Annotated in this window: 23 protein-coding genes; 18 read left to right on the forward strand and 5 right to left on the reverse strand. The window is 63.5% G+C overall.

The genetic code is table 11. The features are described 5' to 3' along the window. The first annotated feature begins 124 nt into the window (after positions 1-124). From QZ408_RS02880 to QZ408_RS02900, 5 genes are read left to right on the forward strand one after another with little or no spacing between them, the layout of a single operon-like run. Positions 125-1294, forward strand: coding sequence for a hypothetical protein (locus QZ408_RS02880; protein ID WP_292489611.1), 1170 nt, complete (start codon positions 125-127; stop codon positions 1292-1294). Between the two features lie 58 nt (positions 1295-1352). After that, positions 1353-2009 (forward strand): MarC family protein, encoded by a 657-nt coding sequence (locus tag QZ408_RS02885; protein WP_292489613.1) that lies wholly within the window; start codon positions 1353-1355, stop codon positions 2007-2009. Then, positions 2006-2980: a phosphatase PAP2 family protein gene (locus QZ408_RS02890; RefSeq protein ID WP_292489614.1), complete on the forward strand. Its 975-nt coding sequence runs from the start codon at positions 2006-2008 to the stop codon at positions 2978-2980. The genes QZ408_RS02885 and QZ408_RS02890 overlap by 4 nt, the downstream gene beginning before the upstream one ends. 50 nt (positions 2981-3030) lie before the next feature. Further along, positions 3031-3492 (forward strand): NfeD family protein, encoded by a 462-nt coding sequence (locus QZ408_RS02895; RefSeq protein WP_292489616.1) that lies wholly within the window; start codon positions 3031-3033, stop codon positions 3490-3492. Beyond that, the gene (locus QZ408_RS02900; RefSeq protein ID WP_292489618.1) at positions 3493-4575 is read left to right on the forward strand and encodes an SPFH domain-containing protein; all 1083 of its coding nucleotides are present in this window, start codon (positions 3493-3495) and stop codon (positions 4573-4575) included. A gap of 96 nt (positions 4576-4671) precedes the next feature. Here the strand turns inward: QZ408_RS02900 and QZ408_RS02905 are convergent, their stop codons facing one another. Beyond that, positions 4672-4887 (reverse strand): hypothetical protein, encoded by a 216-nt coding sequence (locus QZ408_RS02905; protein ID WP_292489620.1) that lies wholly within the window; start codon positions 4885-4887, stop codon positions 4672-4674. Between the two features lie 31 nt (positions 4888-4918). On the opposite strand from QZ408_RS02905, the gene QZ408_RS02910 reads away from it, so the two are divergent. Then, on the forward strand, positions 4919-5704 hold the full coding sequence (locus QZ408_RS02910; protein ID WP_292489621.1) for a site-specific DNA-methyltransferase: 786 nt from the start codon (positions 4919-4921) through the stop codon (positions 5702-5704). Between the two features lie 13 nt (positions 5705-5717). Further along, a complete protein-coding gene (locus tag QZ408_RS02915; protein ID WP_292489623.1) occupies positions 5718-6485 on the forward strand; it encodes a PaeR7I family type II restriction endonuclease in 768 nt (255 codons plus the stop codon). Between the two features lie 115 nt (positions 6486-6600). Here the strand turns inward: QZ408_RS02915 and QZ408_RS02920 are convergent, their stop codons facing one another. Continuing rightward, positions 6601-7932 carry a site-2 protease family protein gene (locus QZ408_RS02920; RefSeq protein WP_292489625.1) on the reverse strand — a complete coding sequence of 444 codons (1332 nt, stop codon included), beginning with the start codon at positions 7930-7932 and terminating at the stop codon, positions 6601-6603. 40 nt (positions 7933-7972) lie between these two features. Then, the gene (gene rnhB, locus QZ408_RS02925; protein ID WP_292489627.1) at positions 7973-8602 is read right to left on the reverse strand and encodes a ribonuclease HII; all 630 of its coding nucleotides are present in this window, start codon (positions 8600-8602) and stop codon (positions 7973-7975) included. Between the two features lie 54 nt (positions 8603-8656). Between rnhB and QZ408_RS02930 the strand changes: the two genes are divergently transcribed. Further along, on the forward strand, positions 8657-9322 hold the full coding sequence (locus tag QZ408_RS02930; RefSeq protein ID WP_292489629.1) for a TrkA family potassium uptake protein: 666 nt from the start codon (positions 8657-8659) through the stop codon (positions 9320-9322). Here the strand turns inward: QZ408_RS02930 and QZ408_RS02935 are convergent. Both QZ408_RS02935 and QZ408_RS02940 read right to left on the reverse strand, forming a co-directional pair. Continuing rightward, a complete protein-coding gene (locus tag QZ408_RS02935) occupies positions 9314-10510 on the reverse strand; it encodes an NAD(P)/FAD-dependent oxidoreductase (protein WP_292489631.1) in 1197 nt (398 codons plus the stop codon). The genes QZ408_RS02930 and QZ408_RS02935 overlap by 9 nt on opposite strands. Beyond that, the gene (locus tag QZ408_RS02940; RefSeq protein ID WP_292489632.1) at positions 10500-10676 is read right to left on the reverse strand and encodes a 4Fe-4S binding protein; all 177 of its coding nucleotides are present in this window, start codon (positions 10674-10676) and stop codon (positions 10500-10502) included. Before QZ408_RS02940 ends, QZ408_RS02935 begins: the two co-directional genes overlap by 11 nt. 64 nt (positions 10677-10740) lie before the next feature. Here QZ408_RS02940 and QZ408_RS02945 point away from each other — a divergent pair, with 64 nt between their 5' ends. The 10 genes from QZ408_RS02945 (at position 10741) to QZ408_RS02990 (ending at position 17768) form a co-directional block, all read left to right on the forward strand. After that, a complete protein-coding gene (locus tag QZ408_RS02945) occupies positions 10741-10920 on the forward strand; it encodes a hypothetical protein (protein WP_292489635.1) in 180 nt (59 codons plus the stop codon). Positions 10921-11200: 280 nt separating this feature from the next. Beyond that, entirely contained in the window at positions 11201-11764 is a 564-nt protein-coding gene (locus QZ408_RS02950; protein WP_292489637.1) for a GNAT family N-acetyltransferase, read from the forward strand. A gap of 330 nt (positions 11765-12094) precedes the next feature. Further along, the gene (gene cbiT, locus QZ408_RS02955; RefSeq protein WP_292489639.1) at positions 12095-12625 is read left to right on the forward strand and encodes a precorrin-6Y C5,15-methyltransferase (decarboxylating) subunit CbiT; all 531 of its coding nucleotides are present in this window, start codon (positions 12095-12097) and stop codon (positions 12623-12625) included. Continuing rightward, entirely contained in the window at positions 12616-13233 is a 618-nt protein-coding gene (locus QZ408_RS02960; protein ID WP_292489642.1) for a cobalt-factor II C(20)-methyltransferase, read from the forward strand. Before cbiT ends, QZ408_RS02960 begins: the two co-directional genes overlap by 10 nt. Next, entirely contained in the window at positions 13226-13942 is a 717-nt protein-coding gene (locus tag QZ408_RS02965) for a cobalt-precorrin-4/precorrin-4 C(11)-methyltransferase (protein WP_292489643.1), read from the forward strand. The genes QZ408_RS02960 and QZ408_RS02965 overlap by 8 nt, the downstream gene beginning before the upstream one ends. Continuing rightward, entirely contained in the window at positions 13939-14811 is an 873-nt protein-coding gene (gene cbiG, locus QZ408_RS02970; RefSeq protein WP_292489645.1) for a cobalt-precorrin 5A hydrolase, read from the forward strand. The genes QZ408_RS02965 and cbiG overlap by 4 nt, the downstream gene beginning before the upstream one ends. Then, entirely contained in the window at positions 14780-15574 is a 795-nt protein-coding gene (gene cobJ / locus QZ408_RS02975; protein WP_292489648.1) for a precorrin-3B C(17)-methyltransferase, read from the forward strand. Before cbiG ends, cobJ begins: the two co-directional genes overlap by 32 nt. Continuing rightward, the gene (locus tag QZ408_RS02980) at positions 15522-16202 is read left to right on the forward strand and encodes a precorrin-8X methylmutase (protein ID WP_292489649.1); all 681 of its coding nucleotides are present in this window, start codon (positions 15522-15524) and stop codon (positions 16200-16202) included. The genes cobJ and QZ408_RS02980 overlap by 53 nt, the downstream gene beginning before the upstream one ends. Continuing rightward, complete coding sequence (locus QZ408_RS02985; protein ID WP_292489651.1) at positions 16183-17199, forward strand: cobalt-precorrin-5B (C(1))-methyltransferase; 1017 nt, start codon at positions 16183-16185, stop codon at positions 17197-17199. Before QZ408_RS02980 ends, QZ408_RS02985 begins: the two co-directional genes overlap by 20 nt. Beyond that, on the forward strand, positions 17196-17768 hold the full coding sequence (locus QZ408_RS02990; RefSeq protein WP_292489653.1) for a cobalt-precorrin-7 (C(5))-methyltransferase: 573 nt from the start codon (positions 17196-17198) through the stop codon (positions 17766-17768). Before QZ408_RS02985 ends, QZ408_RS02990 begins: the two co-directional genes overlap by 4 nt. The last annotated feature ends 17 nt before the right edge of the window (positions 17769-17785 follow it).

The raw sequence follows: 17785 nt of genomic DNA on the forward strand, positions 1-17785 counted from the left end.
CCAGGAGACCGGAAACTCTATGAGCACTTGCAGGATGATAGACTCTCCTGTCGGGAAGCGCTCCGACCCTCTCCGGTCCACAATACGATACCAATACTCAAGTTGCGTGAAACGAATGTTGCAGATGATTACGTGGCTCAACAAGAACTTCAGCTCGCTCCAGCCGACGCGGGCGATCATCATGAGAGCGCTGCGCCACCTGCGCCCTGCGGATCGAAAAAAGCTCTTCTCCGAGGATATTCCCGAGATGAGGACCGCGGAGGGGAGGTGGTTTGAAGCGATCGTCTACGAGATGATCCTCGACCTCTCTCTCCAGACCGATCTCATCCTCTCCGTTGTGGCCCGGGGTGCCGACGGCCCGGAGAAGGTCCGGCGTGCGCAGCTCGGTCAGAACGGCCTCTTCTACTCGAACATCGGGGATATCAAGGTCCGGGGCAACGGGCAGGATCTCGCCGAGGTCGACCTGATGCTCGTCGACCATACGGGGGCGCTGACGTTTGGCGAGATCATCACGTCTCCTGCCGACTTAAAAGAGTTTGAAGCGGAGATCCACTACAAAAAACAGCTTCTCGGCTACCTCTACGGGCAGCCCACCGTGCCGTTCCTCCTCATCTCCTCGGTCGACATCTCGCGGACGGCCGTCGTCCGCCGCCTCCTCAGGGAGCCCGACAACGTCCTCCTCACCACCCCGGCCTGCGAGGACCTGAAGGCCCTGATCCGTCCCCGGGACCTGAAACGAAGCCCGCCACGCAGGATCCGGCACGAGAAGCTGATCTCGATCCCGGAGATCGCCCCGCGGCGGCCGTTCGACTACAAGAAACTGCACGACGAACGGCTGCAGAGCATCATCGCCGCCGTCACCTCCAGCAAGGGCGTCGGGGAACTCGGCACCCCGGACGAGATCCCGCCGATCGTAAAGAAAGTTCTCTTCGGCGGCCTCTACCCTTCCGCCGTCCGGATGCTTGACGCCCGGTACCCTATCCGCATCAAGGGGAAGACCTACGACCCGGATGCGATCCAGAAGCAGTTCTCGAAGGTCGTCCTCGCGGTGAATATCCCCGAGTACCGGCCGATCATCTACCTCCGGACCCGGGACAAGAAGGAGTACCTCAAGATGGTGCCAAGCCGGGCGGGCGGGTTCAAGTTCGAGAGCCGGCGGACGCCTCACATGGCCGGATTCTTCCTCTGGCTCGAGTCCGTCCGGCCGTCGCTCGGGGCGGAACTGACGCGGGAACTCCTCGACGCGTTCCCTGCGGTCCACGTTCCCCCGGCTCCGGCGGCCGGGGAACCGTAAGGTACCTATGGGGCCGGGACGCATATGTCTCCATGATCATGGGGTATGGTGATCCGGTATGGACCTGATCACCGAATTTGTCGGGTTTTTGGGGTTCAGCCTGGTCGCGGTCGCGTCGATCACCGCGGTGATGAACCCGGCCTCCACGATCGCCGTCTACACGGCGCTCACCGAGGGGATGAGCGGGAGCGAGCGCACGAAGGTCATCAGGACCTCCATGAAGATAGCCTTCATCGTGCTCGCCTTCTTTGCCCTCACGGGGCAGTTGATCTTTACGATCTTCAACATCACCGTCCCGGCGTTCCAGATCGCCGGCGGCATCCTCTTAATCAGCGTGGCGACCGGGATGCTCACCTCGAAAGGCGAGGCCTACTCGACTGCGGACCTTGAGAACATCGCCGTCGTCCCGTTGGCCTTCCCGCTCTCGTGCGGCCCGGGGACGATCACGACGGTGATCCTGCTCGCATCGGGTCCGGAGGGTATCTGGAGCATTGTCGCCGTCTTTCTCGGGATCATCGTGGCTCTCGCCCTCTCCTACATCGGGATGCTCTACGGGCCGCGGATCTTCTCCCTGATCGGGGAAGGGGGGCTCCGGGTCGTTCCGAAACTGATGGCGATCATCGTCCTTGCGATAGCCATCCAGTTCATCATCAACGGGACTGCTGCGGCGCTGCCCCAGCTGCTGGCAAACCTTGACCTCATCGGGCTTGTATGACCGATATCCAGATCGCATGTATCCAGGCGCTCCAGGCTCAGGCGGCATGGCTTTTGATCCCGATGCAGTTCTTCTCGTTCCTCGGGCAGCCGGAGTTCTACCTGCTCATCATCCCGGCCTTTTACTGGTTCCGGGACCCGTGCCTCGGGCTCCGTCTCGGCCTCCTTATGGGGATATCGGGCGGGCTCAATGAGGCTCTCAAAGTCGCGTTTCACCTTCCCCGCCCCTACTGGGTCAGCCCTGAGGTCCGGGCGCTCGGGAGTCACCCGTCGTTCGGGCTGCCGTCGGCGCACGCCCAGGGGGCGGTGGCGTTCTGGGGGCTGATCGCCGTCCAGGTCCGGCGCTGGTGGTTCTGGATAGTTGCGGCTGCGACTATCTTCCTCATCGGCACGTCCCGTGTCTTTTTGGCGGTACACTTCCCGACCGACGTTATTGCGGGGTTTGCAGTCGGCGCCGGCATCCTTCTTGGGTTCCTCGCCCTCGAAGGACCGGTGGGCCGCCGGGTCGCCGCCCTCCCCCTCTCCCGGCAGGTGCTCGTCGCGTTTGCCGGGTCCCTCGCCCTGGCGCTGGTCTCCGTATCCGCCCTCGCGGCTCTCGGGGATTGGCAGGTTCCTGCGTCCTGGGCGGCGGGGGCGCTCGAGCGGTCGGGGCAGCCGATCCACCCGCTCGACCTCCGGGATGCCGTCACGGCGTCAGGGCTCTTCTTCGGGTTCGCGGCCGGTGCGGCGGCTGCGTGGCCGGCACGGGGGGGCATGTGCGCCGTCGGGAAGGGGTCCGTCCACCTGCTCCGTTACATCTTCGGGATATCGGTGACGGGGGCGATCTGGTTCGGGATCGGGCTCTTCATCCCCCAGGACCCGGGTTTCGTCTTCTGCACTCTCCAGTACCTCCGGGCTGCCGCCGCCGGTGCCTGGGTCTCGTTCGGCGCCCCGGCGGTCTTTGCCTGCCTGAACCTGGCGGATCGCTCCTGACGGAGCCCTCTTTCCATACTCTTTTATCCCGCCGGGTCCATTTCTCTCTTATGCTTGCAGAGGGGATCGCTCTTGGCTGGATGCTGATCGTACTCGGGGCGGTGCTGTTCCTGGTCGAGGTTTACCAGCCCGGGTTCTTCATCGCCGTCCCCGCTACGGTCCTGATCATCCTCGGCGTCCTTCTCCTCCTCGGCGTCGATATCCTCAGTTCTCCCACCGGCCTCATCGTCGGGGTTCTGGCGGCAATCGCTGCGGCCTCCGTCACCGTCTGGGTATACAGCCGTCTCACGTCCGGAAAGAAACCCCCCACGACCCTCTCCCGGGATTCGCTCGTCGGTCTCGAGGGGACGGTAGTCGCGCCGGTCGATGCGGTGACGCTCGCGGGGAAGGTGCGGATCGGGAGTATGGAATGGAGCGCCCGTTCCGGGCCCGGGGAGATCATCCCGGCCGGAAGAAGGGTTGTCGTCGTCCACTCCGAGGGAGTGCATGTTGTTGTGAAAGAGGTTGTTTAAATGGCTTTAATCGGACAGATCCCGTGGACCGGGTTGATCACGATCTTTCTCATCATCGTGATCGTCATCATCTTCGCCAGTGGCGTGGTGATCGTGCAGCCATACGAGCAGGGGCTCCAGATACGTCTCGGGCAGTACATGGGGAGGATGAACCCGGGGTTCCGGTGGGTGGTCCCGCTGATCACGAGGGTCGTGAAACTCGATCTCCGGACGGAAGTGATGGACGTCCCGCGGCAGGAGGTGATCACGAAGGATAACTCCCCGACGAACGTCGACGCGATCGTCTACGTCCGGGTGATCGACCCGGAGAAGGCCTACTTTGAGGTGATGAACTACCGATCGGCGACGGTGGCGCTCGCCCAGACGAGCCTGCGGGGGATCATCGGCGACATGGAGCTCGACGAGGTCCTCTACAACCGGGACATCATCAACGCCCGTCTCCGGGACATCCTGGACCGGGAGACCGACGCCTGGGGCGTGAAGGTCGAGCGGGTGGAGATCAAGGAGGTCGACCCGGCCGGTGCGGTCAAGCAGGCGATGACCGAGCAGACCGCGGCCGAACGGGAGCGGCGTGCTGCGATCCTCCGGGCCGACGGCGAGAAGCGGGCGGCGATCCTCCGGGCGGAGGGGAGCCGGCAGAGCATCATCCTCGAGGCCGAAGGGGAACGGCAGAGCAAGATCCTGCGGGCCGAGGGCGAGCGGATGTCCCGCATCCTGCAGGCGCAGGGCGAGGCGCAGGGACTGCGCATCCTCTCGGTCGGCGCCCGGCCGCTGGACCGGCGGGCGATCACGGTCCTCTCGCTTGACGCCTTAAAGAAGATGGCTGAAGGCCAGGCGACAAAGATCATATTCCCGTTCGAGTTATCGAGCGTCGTCAAACAGGCTGCCGAATACCTCGGCGCCACCGTCGAGGCCCCGGAGGTTCCCGAAGGCACGGAACTGCCGCCGGAAGATATCCTCGGGGAGATCCCGGGCCCGGAGGCGCTCCGGGCCGTAGAGGAGGCGGCAAAGAGCATCGAGACCGATATCGATGCGGAGATGCAGAAGAAACCCGGGGAACTGGAACGGAGAGAGGGACTGTAGAGCCCTTTCCCGGCCCCTCGGAATTTTAGGGGGCAGGAAGTCTCCGGGTCCGTAAGGGAGAAATCTCCGGTACAGTTATGTCATCAGAAGTATCAATCATAGAAACGGTGGCATGATCTCAAAACCATTTCGTATGACGGAAATAACTCCTGTTTTTGCCGAAAGATCTTTTTTCATCAATGAAACCGGACGGGAGCTACCGCTGGAAAACTTTGTACCGGCAGAGATCCTTGAGGTGGCGGAGGCCGAGGGGCAGCGTGCCATCCCGATGATAGCGAAAAACCTCTCCTTTATGAAAGAGATCGAAGCCATATCCGGCAATCTGCCGTCACACCATCGTTTCGTGAATGCGGACAGCCGCAATCTTGCGTTTCTTCCTGATGAGAGCGTTCACCTGGTCGTGACGTCGCCTCCCTACTGGACCCTGAAGAAGTACCCCGAGAAAGACGAACAGCTCGGGCAGATTGAAGATTATGAACGTTTCTTAGAGGAACTCGATAACGTCTGGAGACACGTCTACCGGGTCCTTGTCCCGGGAGGTCGTCTGGTCATCGTCGTCGGCGACGTCTGCCTGCCCCGGCGGGAGGCCGGGCGCCACGTCGTCATGCCCCTCCATGCCAGCATTCAGGAGCACTGCCGGAAGATAGGGTTTGACAACCTGGCTCCGATCATCTGGTACAAGATCGCCAACGCCTGCTTTGAGGCAGACTCGCCGGGATCATTCCTGGGCAAACCGTATGAACCCAACGGGATCGTCAAGAACGACATCGAGTATATCCTCTTCCAGAGGAAACCCGGCGGTTACAGGAAGCCCACACTCGCGGCGCGGCTGCTCTCGGTCATATCGGAGGAGAACCAGAAGGCGTGGTTCCGCCAGATCTGGGACCTCAAGGGAGCATCGACCCGGGAGCATCCCGCACCCTACCCTCTGGAACTGGCCGAGAGGCTTGTACGGATGTTCTCGTTCGTGGGCGATACCGTCCTCGATCCCTTCGGCGGCACGGGGACGACCGGCCTCGCTGCCGCGCGGTGGGGCCGAAACAGCATCAGCGTCGAGGTTGAAGAAAAATATTTCCTCATGCAGATTGAACGGTTTGCTCATCAGGCGAAACAGTCTCGATTGTTCTGATAGAGGCGGATTCATGGTGAGTGACAGGATACTCGGGGAAATCTCCCGTGACGATTATTTTTCTTGCGCGGTGCGGTATTTCTGGGATAAGAGGGCTTCGCAGGCAAAAGATCAGAACAACCGGGGTGTGAAAGATCAGGGCTTTCGCTCGGAAGCGACAGGCGGGAAGCATATGGACCGGTTTTTCTCGCTCATCCGGGATCTGCTGGTGGATATCGGGGTGCCAGAGGGTGATATCTGCATACGAAAGAGATCCCTCGACCTTCCGGGGTACTTCCGCGCGGAGAAGCAGTGGGATCTTATCGTTATCAAACACCATCCTGAGGGGAAGAAGGAACTGGTTGCCGTCCTTGAATTAAAATCCCAGAAGGGGCCGTCATTTGGGAATAACATCAATAATCGGACCGAGGAGGTTCTTGGGAGTGCGTACGATCTCTGGACGGCCTACCGGGAGGGGGCCTTCAAAACGTCCCCGTCTCCCTGGCTTGGATACCTGCTCCTGCTGGAGGATTGCGAGAGATCCCGAAGGAGCGTGCGGAACAACGAACCACACTTTGAGGTCTTTCCCGAGTTTAAGGAAGCCTCATATGTCGAACGCTATCACCAGACCTGCCTCAAGCTGGTACGGGAAAGAGTCTATTCCGAGGTCTGCTATCTGCTTGCGAAGGAAGAGGATAAGATGCAACCCCGGAACTATTCCGAACCGGATGAGATTCTGTCGGGATACCGGTTCCTGCGGTCCTTGTGTTCGCATCTGAACAACTTTTATGAAATAGCATAACTCCGTTCCCCGTCAGCGGCGGAGTAACCACAATGATGCCGCCGCTGAAATCTGATGATGGGAGCGGCATGCGAAAATCCGAGATGTGGCCCCGGTCTGGGCAAAGCGGGGTCGCTCACCCCATCGTCAACACAAACCGCACCGCCGCGACGAGCATCGGCATTGTGATGAGGAGGATCAGCATCATCGTCACAAACCCGCTGATCGAGGCGACGACCCGCGGCGCGTACCGGGACCAGCCCCGCCGCTCGAAGAACCGCTCCACCCCTTCCTTCATCATATAGCCGCCGTCGAGGGGAACGATCGGGATGGCGTTGAACATGCCGACCAGCAGGTTGAACCACCCGGTCCAGAAGGCGAGGTGGACCGTGCCCCAGAAGAAGGGGAACGGCTCCTCCCACGCTACCTGCTCGGGGGTATCGGCGAGCAGGATTGCAAGTTGCTGGGTGTTGCCCTGGATGAACGCGTCGATCGGGGCTATCGTCAGGTAGAGCGGGGCAAGCAGCCCGAGGTTCGCGACGTTCCCGATGTGCTCCTTCACCGCGGGCGCGTTGTAGTAGTAGACTCCCATGAACCCGGAGTCACGGTCACGGCCGAGCACCTCCGGCCACCCGGAGAGGGTGAGGGTGTAGGTGCTCTCGATCCCATCCTTCTCCGCCGTCAGCGTGACCGTCTCCCCGGGCCGCGTCCCGTCCATGATCGCCGATACCTCCTCCTGGCTCGCCACGGGCACACCGTTTATGCCTGTGATGACCGAGTAGCCGGGGAGGCCCGCTTCTGCCGCCGGAAAATCCTTGTAGACTCCCTGGACGAGCGGGACGGAGAGAGGCGTCGCCATCCCGATGAGGAGGAACATCGCGGCGAAGCAGGCGAGGCCGATGACAATGTTGTTCGTGATCCCGGCGCCGAACATCCGGATCTTGGGCATCCCTTTTGCCGCGTCGACGTCCGCTTCGTCGGGCTCGACGAATGCCCCTATCGGGATGACGGCGATGAGGAGACCCATGCTCCGTACCCGCATATCCTCGACCCGGGCGAGGATCGCGTGGCCGAACTCGTGGATGACGATCGTGAGCAGAAGGCCGACGATGACGGCCGCGGTGACCGGTATCGCCTGGTTGACCCCCGGTATGGCGAGGATATTTCTTGGATCGTAGATCCCGGTCGGCTCCGGGGTATGCACCACAAGCTGGGGGACCGCAAGGACCAGGGCGAGCGTCATGAAGGCCGAGACTGCCACGACCATGATGACCCCGAGCGTCGCGTAGGCCCGCAGCGGCGCCTTAAACTTCTGGAACCAGTCGAAGAAACCGACCCGTTCGGTCTTGATCGCCATGATGGGGCCGAAGAACATGATGCGATCGCGAAACAATCCCCGGTCGCGGATATAATAAGCGATCAGGAGATAAGCCGCGACAAGAAGGAGGAGTATCCGGATCCAGATCATCACTCACGGTTAGTGCGCAGAAAGCATAAATTCTTCCGGGTTACGGGAAGTCCTGCATCGTCGTCTGGTAGAGGTTCGCCACCGTCTTCCAGCTCCGGCGGGCGCAGGGCGGCGGGTTCCCGTACTCACGGATGTAGTCGCGGAGAAACCCGATGGTTGTCGGGTCTGACGGGTAGCCGCTCCCGATCTTCCCGTACTGTTGCTCGAGTTCCCGGATCGCCCGGTCCCGGGTGACCTTTGCGACGACGCTTGCCGCGCCGACGATCTTGTAGCGGGCATCCGCCCGGTGCTCGGCGACGACCGCACAGGGGAAGTCGAGGTGAGATGCGACCGTCCGGCCGTAGCGTTCTGCGTTCACGTCGCAGGCATCCACGTAGGCATACTCCGGGCGGAGCCCCATGAGCGCTTCGGCATGGAGTTCGGCCACGCACGCGTTCATGCTCATCCTGCTCCGGGCATCGTCGATACCGGCGGCGTCGATGGTGACGATAGCGATCGCGAAGTCGCGAAAGATGACTCCGTAGAGCTCCTCGCGCTGCTTCGGCCGGAGGGCTTTCGAGTCCCGGATGGGGAGGGCCGCAAGATCCTCGACCGCCCGGCAACCGACGGCGGCAACCACCATCGGGCCGATGACCGAACCCTTCCCCGCTTCATCCACCCCGCAGATCACACACTCTGGTTTATTCGCAAGGTATTTCAATGGCAACGGTTGAATCCAGATGGAATGTACACCATCATCGTCGGCCTGGGGGGGATCGGCCGGAACCTGACTGCGATCGCCGTGAACGCCGGCGATTCCGTGGTGGTGATCGACCAGGACGAGGCGCGTGCGAGCGATATTCTGGAGCACTACGACGTCCTCGCCATCACCGGGAACGCGACCGATAAATCGGTGCTGCAGGATGCCGGGATCGACCGGGCCGATGCCCTGGTCGCCACCACGAGCGATGACGCCGTAAACCTGATGACCTGCTGGCTCGCCAAACGCTACAACGTGAGGAACGTCGTCTCGATCGTCAACCAGAAGGAGCACTCCGACCTCTTCAACGAGGTTGGGGTGAAGATCAGCGAGAACCCCGACGAGCTGGTGGCGAGCCGGCTCTATTACTGGGCGAAGAGCCCGAACCTCCAGCAGGTCGCCTCGATCCCCGGGGGCACCATCTTCGAGATCGTCGCCGAAGAAGGCGCGCCCATCACCGACCACGAGATCCGGGACCTCGATGTCCGCGACTTCGTCTTCATCGCCATCCGGCGTGCCGGGGGCGACCTCATCATACCGAGCGGCACCGTCCGTATCCGGCCGGGGGACGTCATCACGGTATTTACAAAAAAGGAAGCGGAAGGGGAGACGATAAAGACCCTCAGCAAGCAGCTGAAGCGGTCAGGATAGAGCGTCTTTGAGTGATTTTAGTTCAAAGAGCATCTTTGGGTTCCGCTTGATCAGTTCCTTGATGAGCGCCGAGACCGAGAACTCCTTGAGGCTGATGTTTGCGATCGAATCCGCGAGGGTGTTGAGTTTCTTATCGTCGAGGGTTATGAAATACTCCTTGACCTTGTAGTTCCGTTCGAGGAACTTGCCCATCCGCGATGCCCGCCACCCGGCGTCGTACGGCATCAGCGCCTCTTTCGAGCAGTTGCCCGCCGATATGCATTCGGAGGCCACCCGGGCGGCCAGCCTCCCGGTGAACATGGCGTTCCCGATCCCGCCGCCAGTGAGGGGGTCGACGACCCTCGCCGCGTCGCCGACGACCATAAGGCCGTCGCCGACCGTGCAGGGGAGCGGCCGGCAGACCGGGACACCGCCTGCGATACACTCGATCGTCTTCCCGCCGGGGAAGTTCTTCGCGACGAACCGATCAAGATAATCCTTCGCCCGCGTACCGTCCCGGCTCTTCCTGCCGGAGATGCCGATCCCGACGTTTGCCGTCCGCTCGCCCTTCGGGAAGACCCAGAGGTAGCCTTCGGGCGCGACCTCGTTACCCAGGTAGAAGTCCGTCGAACCCGCGTCGATATCGATGTCGGTGATCAGGTACTGCGCACAGCTCATCATCTCCCGGAGGGGCACGGTGGTGTCGAGCCCGGCCCGGCGGGCGAACTGCGCCTCCGTGCCGTCCGCAGCGATAACCACGTCTGCCCGGATCTCGGCCGGCGTCCCGACCGAGAGCACCTTCGCGCCCCGGACCGCCCCGTTATCCAGGATCGGTGCGGTCGCCCGGGTCTTGACGACCACGTCCGCCCCTGCCTCGGCCGCCTGCCAGACGAGTTCCCGGTCAAAGACCTTCCGGTCGAGGACGTAGCCGACCTCGTTTCCCGCCCGGTCCTGTTCGAGGCTGATGGTGGTGCCATTCGGGGCGATGAGCCGGGCACGCTCGATCTCCGCGGAGATCCAGCAGGGGTCGGGCTTGATGAACTCTCGTAAGAGTTCTTTGCCGATCCCCTCCGCGCACCGGACCGGTGTGCCGATGGCAGGACGCTTCTCGATGAGGCAGACCGAGTTCCCTGCTTCGGCCGCCGTCTTCGCCGCAAGAGCGCCAGCGGGTCCGCCACCGACGATGAGGATATCGTAGTTACTCTTCATGGACGACCTCCAGTGCCCCGAACGGGCACGCCCGTGCGCAGATGCCGCAGGCAATGCACTCCCGCTCAAGGCTGAGGTAGGCGTCGATCAGCTCGAGCGCATCCTCCGGGCAGACTGCGACGCAGGTGCCGCAGTATCCGCACTTGTCTCGGTTTATCCTGAGCATTGTACTCATGTTGTTGCTGGTCTCGCAAATACCTTTATGTTCCCTGCTTCCGGCGACGCCCGACTTGCCCATCCTCCAGGACAGGTACACCGATGTCCAGCGGCAGGTTGCGGGGACGACTGCAATGCAAAACCAGCTGGATATGATTCTGGACGAACTCCGGAGCATTCTTGTAGCGGACCCGGCGAAGGCGCTGGAAGCGATCAGGCTGATGCAACAGGACGCACAGAAGCCGGCGGCGTGAAGGCCCGGGCACAACCCTATTTGGGGACATTCACCGGTCCGGAGGCCCTGCACCGGCTGGTCGACAAAACGGATCAGGGCGCTGGTGGGGTGTGTGGTGAATGTTGACCAGGAGAAACCTATTTGAGGTATCCGCGGGCATTATATCATATCCCGAGGTGAAGTGACGATGGCAAAACCAATCGAACTTGGGCTTACCCTTGAGGGCGAAGATGCCCGGCGTTTTCATGAGTATATGGAGAGGCCCACCTATACCGACGATGCACGGGAACTGATCCGATTTGCAGCGCGAGAAGCGAAAAACCGGCGTCTGTGAACATAACATGCCTCTCCGGGCGCTCCGTTTTTTACCGCTTTCCAGGGACTCGGACGTATCGACCTTCAGCTGTGGCCATGACGATCTGGACGAATTCCTGATCGAGGATTCGATGGAGTATCAGCAGCAGCGCCTATCCGTAACCCGCCTTGCGTATATCAACTCTGAAATTGTAGGGTTTTTCACCCTGGTGACCGATTGCATCGATGCAAAACAGGTAGCCCCGGAGGACGGGAGGCGGGGGTATCCTTACCGAAAGTATCCTGCAATCAAAGTTGCCCGGCTGGCAACATCAAAAAAACATCAGAGAAACGGCATTGGTTCTCTGATGCTCCGTGAGGTCCTGACGCTCACGATAATGGTATCTGAATATGTCGGATGCAGGATCATTACCGTGGACGCAAAACCGGAATCCGTGGGCTTCTACGAGAGGTTCGGGTTCAAGCGGGCGAAGAGCCGACGTTCTGATCCTGTCCCGATGTATATGGACTATCATAGACTGCTTGAGGAAGAATACCTGACGGGGTGAGCATACGCCGGCGGCCTTGGAGCCCCTAATTTGCGCGAAATGCGTCCGGTTCTGTAATTGGGCCAAATATCTTTGTGGGTTGCTCCTTTGGTTCCCTTCTGCGGCCTTGGACACTATACGAGTGGAACGCCGACCGGCCCACCGGGCGTCTAACGGACGTTTCGGCCCCGGACGGTTACCCGCACCGGGGCGCCCCGGTGCCGGCGAAGGTATAAGCCTCTCCCATTTCCGAAACGATAGGGTATAGAAGAGAGAACCACCCGAAATAGCACAAGGCTACGTATATACTAATAGATGTTAGCACAAAATTATCTGGGATATGGGGATGCTATGGGACTGAAGGGTGGACCTACGCAGGACGAGGTCATGGCGGTCTCGCTCGCGAAACTCGGCATCCGCCCGGGCGACCGGGTGGCCGATGTCGGGTGCGGGACCGGAAAGGTCGCCGTCGCCGCGTCGAGAGTGGCGGGTCAGGTCTACGCGATCGACCAGCGGCCGGAGGCGATCGCCTATGCCCGGCGGGAGGCGGCCGCCGCCGGCGCCGGGAACATCGAGTTCTTCGAGGGCGACGCGGTGGACGTCCTCCCGGGGTTCGGCCGGCTCGACGCCGCCTTCGTCGGGGGGTCACGCCGCCTGCCGGAGGTCCTCGATATCCTCGCCGGGAAGGTGCAGGGGAGGATCGTCGTGAACGCGGTGATGGTCGGGACGCTTTATACGGCAATCCGGAGCATGCAGCGCCTCGGGATCTTCGTGGAGGCCGTCCACCTCCAGGTTTCCCGGTCCGCCGGTATCGCCGGCGGGGTGATGTTCAAGCCCGTCAACCCCGTCTACATCATCGTCGGGGGTGCCGGATGCTCGTAGGTGTGGGGCTCGGGCCCGGCGACCCGGAACTCCTGACCCTGCGGGCGGTCCGGCTCCTCCGTGAGGCATCGGCGGTCTTTGTCCCCGGGAAACTTGCCTACGACCTGGTGCGGCCCTACCGCCCCGACGCCGTCATCCTCAACTTCCCTATGACGAGCGATGAGGCTTACATCCGCCAGTGCCTCGAGGAGAACGCCGGCCGGATAGCGCCGCAGGCTCTCGACGGCCTCGCGGTCTTTGGGATCATCGGGGACCCGAACTTCTACTCGACCTTCTCCCGCCTCTGCGAGGTGATCAGCGAGCACTACCCGGAGATCGCGTTCTCGACCGAGCCCGGGATCAGCTCGATCACCGCGTTCGCCTCCGTGGCGAACGTCCCGGTGGCCGGCGGGTTCTTCGTCTCGGACGGGAACGGGCCGGAGTCCCGGATCTTCATGAAAGTCCGCCGTCCGGCGGCGCTCGCGGCCGACCTGAAGACAGAGGGCTACACGGAGTTCGTCCTCGTGGAACGGATGTTCCTCCCCGGACAGCAGGTCTACCGGGGGGACGACCTCCCCGAGGAGAGCGACTACTTCTCGATCCTCTATGCGAGGCGGTCGGATGCATAAGGTCTATATCGTGGGTGCGGGGCCGGGAGCCCCCGATCTCATCACCGTCCGGGGCATGGATCTCCTCCGGCGGGCGGACGTCCTCATCTACACGGGGTCGCTCGTGAACCCGGCACTCGTGGAAGAGTCCGGCGCGAGGCTGAAACTTGACAGCTGGGGGATGACACTCGAAGGGATCGCCGACACCGTCGAGGAGCACGTCCGTGCTGGAGAACTCGTCGTCCGGCTCCATTCGGGTGACCCGTCACTCTACGGGGCGATTGTCGAACAGATGGCGGAGTTTGGGCGGCGCGGGATCGGGGCCGAGATCGTCCCCGGGGTCTCGTCGCTCTTTGCGGCGGCGGCGGCCTTGAAGACCCAGTTCACGCTCCGTGACGTCTCCGAGAGCCTGATCGTCACCCGCCCGGCGGGGGCGACGCTCGCCGAGGACCGGATCGCCGAGTTATCAAGGCTCGGGCAGACGATGGTGGTCTTCCTCGGGACCGAGCGGATGGAGGAGGTCCTCGCCCGGGCGGAGTGCCCACCCGAAACCCCGGCGGCGGTTGTCTACCACGCCTCGTGGCCCGACCAGAAGGTCGTCCTCGGGACGGTCGCTGATATCGCGGCAAAGGCCCGGGCGGCCGGGATCGAGCGGACGGCGCTGATCATCATCGGGAAGGTGGTGGACCCGGCAACGTCCGGGTTCGGGAGGTCGGTCCTCTACTCATGACCGGGACGGTTGTGATAGCGCTCGAGCGGTTCCTCCCCGACGCCCGCCGGATAGCGGGCGCGCTCGGTGCCGATGTCGTCCCCTACGGGCCGGAGGCTTTCGCGGCGGCATTTCTCCGTTACGGCCGGATCGTCGCCCTGATGTCGGCCGGGATCGCCGTCCGCGGGATCGCACCCCTCCTCGTCGACAAGTGGCGGGACCCGGCGGTGGTGGTGGTCGGCCCGGACCTCCGCTACGCCGTCCCGGTCATCGGCGGCCACCACGGCGCAAACGACCTCGCGCGGGAACTTGCCCGCCTCGGGATCGAACCGGTGATCACGACCGCGACCGAGACCTTTGGTCTGGAGTCGGTCGAAGGGATCGCCGCCCGGTCGGGGTGCGCCGTCGTGAACCGCGACTCCACCCGGGCGGTGAACGCCGCGGTGCTCGACGGCGGCGTATCCCTCTACGCGATCACCGGCCCCGGTATCGTCGTCGCGGGTCCGGGAGTCTCCTTCCTCGTCCGGAGGGGCGAGTATATCGTCGGCGTTGGGTGCCGGAAGGGTGTCCCGGCACCCGATGTGGCACAAGCCGTCGGAGAGGCCCTCCGGGAGGCAGGGATCGCCCCCGCCGAGGTCCTCGTCTACGCGACGACCGCGAAGAAGCGCGGGGAGGCCGGTCTCCTTGCCGCCATTGCGGACCTCGGCGGCAACCTTGTCTTCCTGGACGACGAAACGTTGAACGCAGAGGAGGCCCCATCACCCTCAAGGGCCTCCCTGATCGGGCTTGCCGGGGTCGCGGAACCTGCGGCCCTCGCGGTCTCGAAGCGGAAAGAACTGGTTCTTACCAAGCAGACCTATGGGAGTGTTACCGTTGCAATCGCACGATAATGGAGGAAAACTGTACATCGTCGGGACCGGCCCCGGCAACCTGTTGCAGATGACGCCCCGGGCGTCAAAAGCCCTCGTGGAGGCCGACTGTATCATCGGCAACGGGTTCTACCTCGACCTCGTTCAACCGATGCTCGCCGGGAAAGAAGTTATCCGGAGCAGCATGGGCCGGGAGGTCGATCGGGCTTCACGCGCGCTCGCCCTCGCGGAGGACCGGGTTGTCGCGATGGTGAGCGGCGGTGATGCCGGGGTCTACGGGATGGCGAGCATTGTGCTCGAGGTGGCGGAACGATCCGGCACGAAGGTCGAGGTCGAGGTCATCCCCGGCATCACGGCCGCGGTCTCGGCGGGGGCGCTCCTCGGCTCGCCGCTCTCGGGGGACTACGTCACGATGAGCCTCTCGGACCTCCTGACGCCCTGGGAGGAGATCGAGCGGAGGCTCGACCTCGCGTTCCGGATGCGGGTGCCGGTTGTCCTCTACAACCCCCGCTCTCGGGGGAGGCCGCACAACCTTGATACGGCGGTCGCGATCGCCCGCCGCCACCTCCCCGACGTGACACCGGTCGGGGTGGTCCGGAACGCCTACCGGGAGGGGGAAGAACGGTTGATCACGACGCTTGGTGAGTTTAGAGACCACTTCGCCTTTGTGGATATGCATTCGATCGTCTTTGTCGGCGGAGAAGAGACAAGGATCTGGAGGAGTGAGACGGATGAGAGAGGAATCATCACGCCCCGGGGATACCACCGGAAGTACGTATACTGACCTTGCGGCGGTCACCCCGGAGGCTTACGCGATTGCGAGCACGAGCCGGAACCTTGCCCGGGAGCGGGTGGGGAACGCCACCCCCGAGGACCGGATACGGCAACGGTGCTCGGTCGCGGTCGGCGATTTTGCGATGGCGGACCTGATGCGCTTTGCCGGCGACCCGGTCGCGGCGGGGCTTGCCGCGCTTCGCCAGCAGGCGCCGGTCATCACCGATATCCGGATGGTGCAGGCGGGCATCCTGAAACGCGGGCACACAAGCGAGATCCTCTGTGCCCTCGATTACGGGGAGGATATCGCGCGGGAGCGTGGGATCACCCGGACGTCCGCGGGGTTTTTTGCCCTGCAGGACCGGATAGATGGTGCGATCGTGGTCATCGGGAACGCTCCGTCTGCGCTTCTCGTCGTCTGCGATATGGTGCGGGCCAATCTCCGGCCGGCGCTGGTCATCGGGACCCCGGTGGGGTTTGTGAATGCGGCAGAGTCCAAGGAGGCGCTCCGCACCCTCGACGTGCCGTCGGTATCCAACGTCGGCACCCGGGGCGGTACGCCGGTCGCGGTGGCGGCGATAAACGAGATCATCACAATCCTTGCCGAGCGTGCAGGTTATGAGGGACCCGGTTACTGATTTCGAGTATCCCGATGCATGGGTGGCGGCGTGCCGGTCGCCCGCCCTCCTTCCCGATGTCCGGCGGGGTCTTGCGGTCCTGACGGCGTCGGGCTCGGTGCTTCGCCGGGGGTTCACGACCGGGACGACGGCGGCCGCGGCCTGCAAGGCGGCGGTCCTCTCGCTTGCGGAGGACGAGGTGAAAGGAGTAGGTATCACTCTTCCCTGCGGGATCTCGGTCCGGGTTCCCGTGGACGCCTATCGCGGGACCGCGTCGTGCTGGAAGGACGCCGGCGACTACCCCTCGGACGTGACGGCGGGGCTTGAGTTCGTCGCGACCGCGGCCCCCTCGCTCTCGGGGTCGGTCCAGTTCGTTCCCGGCGAAGGTATCGGGAGTTTCGCCCGCGATACCCCCCGCCACCGCCAGGGGACGCCGGCTATCAGCGCTCCGGCGCTCGACTGTATCCGGCGGTCGATCGACGAGGGGGTGGCGGAGGCGGGGCTCCACGGGACGACGGTCATCCTCACGGTCCCGCGGGGGGCGGAGGTGGCGCAGAAGACGCTGAACCCGAAGATGGGGGTGCAGGCCGGCATATCGGTCCTCGGGACGACCGGGCTCGTGGAGCCCTGGGACGACCACCTCACGGAGGGGGTGCTCGACCGTATCGCCCGGGCTCCTCCTGGGGGAGTCGTGCTGACGACCGGCCGGATTGGCCTGCGCTACTCCCGTCTCCTCTTCCCGGAGCACGAGGCGATCCTTGTCGGGAGTAACCTCCCGGGGGCACTCGGGGCGGTCGACGGCGATGCGACGATCTGCGGGCTCCCGGGGCTGATCCTGAAGTTCATGAACCCGGACGTCCTCGCCGGGACCGGGTGTGCGACGGTGGAGGAACTCTCGGGGTCCCCGCTGTGGGAGGAGGTGGCCCGCCGGGAGCTTCGCGCGTTTTGCGCTCGCTACCCCCGCGTCCGGGTCGTGATCGTCGACCGCGGCGGCCGGGTCATTGCGGAGTCGCCGTGAAGATCGTCGGCGTGGGCTGCGGCCCGGAGATGATGACCGCGGAGGCGGTCGCGGTCCTCCGGGGGGCTGCTCTCATCTACGGCTCGGCCCGGGCGATCGCACTTGCCCGGGACGTTGTCCCGCCGGGGTGCGAGGTCCATGAGATCACGGACTACCGAAACCTCCGGTCCCTCCCGGATCACGCGGTCGTCCTCTCGACGGGCGACCCGATGCTTGCAGGCCTCGGCTATCTCCCGGGCGACGTGGTCCCGGGAATATCCTCTCTCCAGGTCGCCTTCGCCCGCCTGAAGATCCCGCTCGTGCGGGTGGCGGTCGTCGCGGCCCACGGGAAAGACCATGCCCGCGCCGTGGCCGGGGCGCGGGAGGAGGTCCTTTTGGGCCGGGTGGTCTTCCTCATTGCCGACCCGGCCTTCGATGTTAAGGCGCTCGCGGCCGCCCTCCCGCCGGGGACCCGTCTTGCCGTCTGCGAGGATCTCGGCTACCCGGCAGAAAGGATCGTCGTCGGGACGGGGGCAGAGCCCCCGGCCCCCCGCGGGGACCTTTTTGTGGTGGTGGCGGGGGAGTTTTAGAGCGGTTGCCGGCATTG

Source organism: Methanoculleus sp. 10 (assembly GCF_913757945.1).
Taxonomy (GTDB): domain Archaea; phylum Halobacteriota; class Methanomicrobia; order Methanomicrobiales; family Methanoculleaceae; genus Methanoculleus.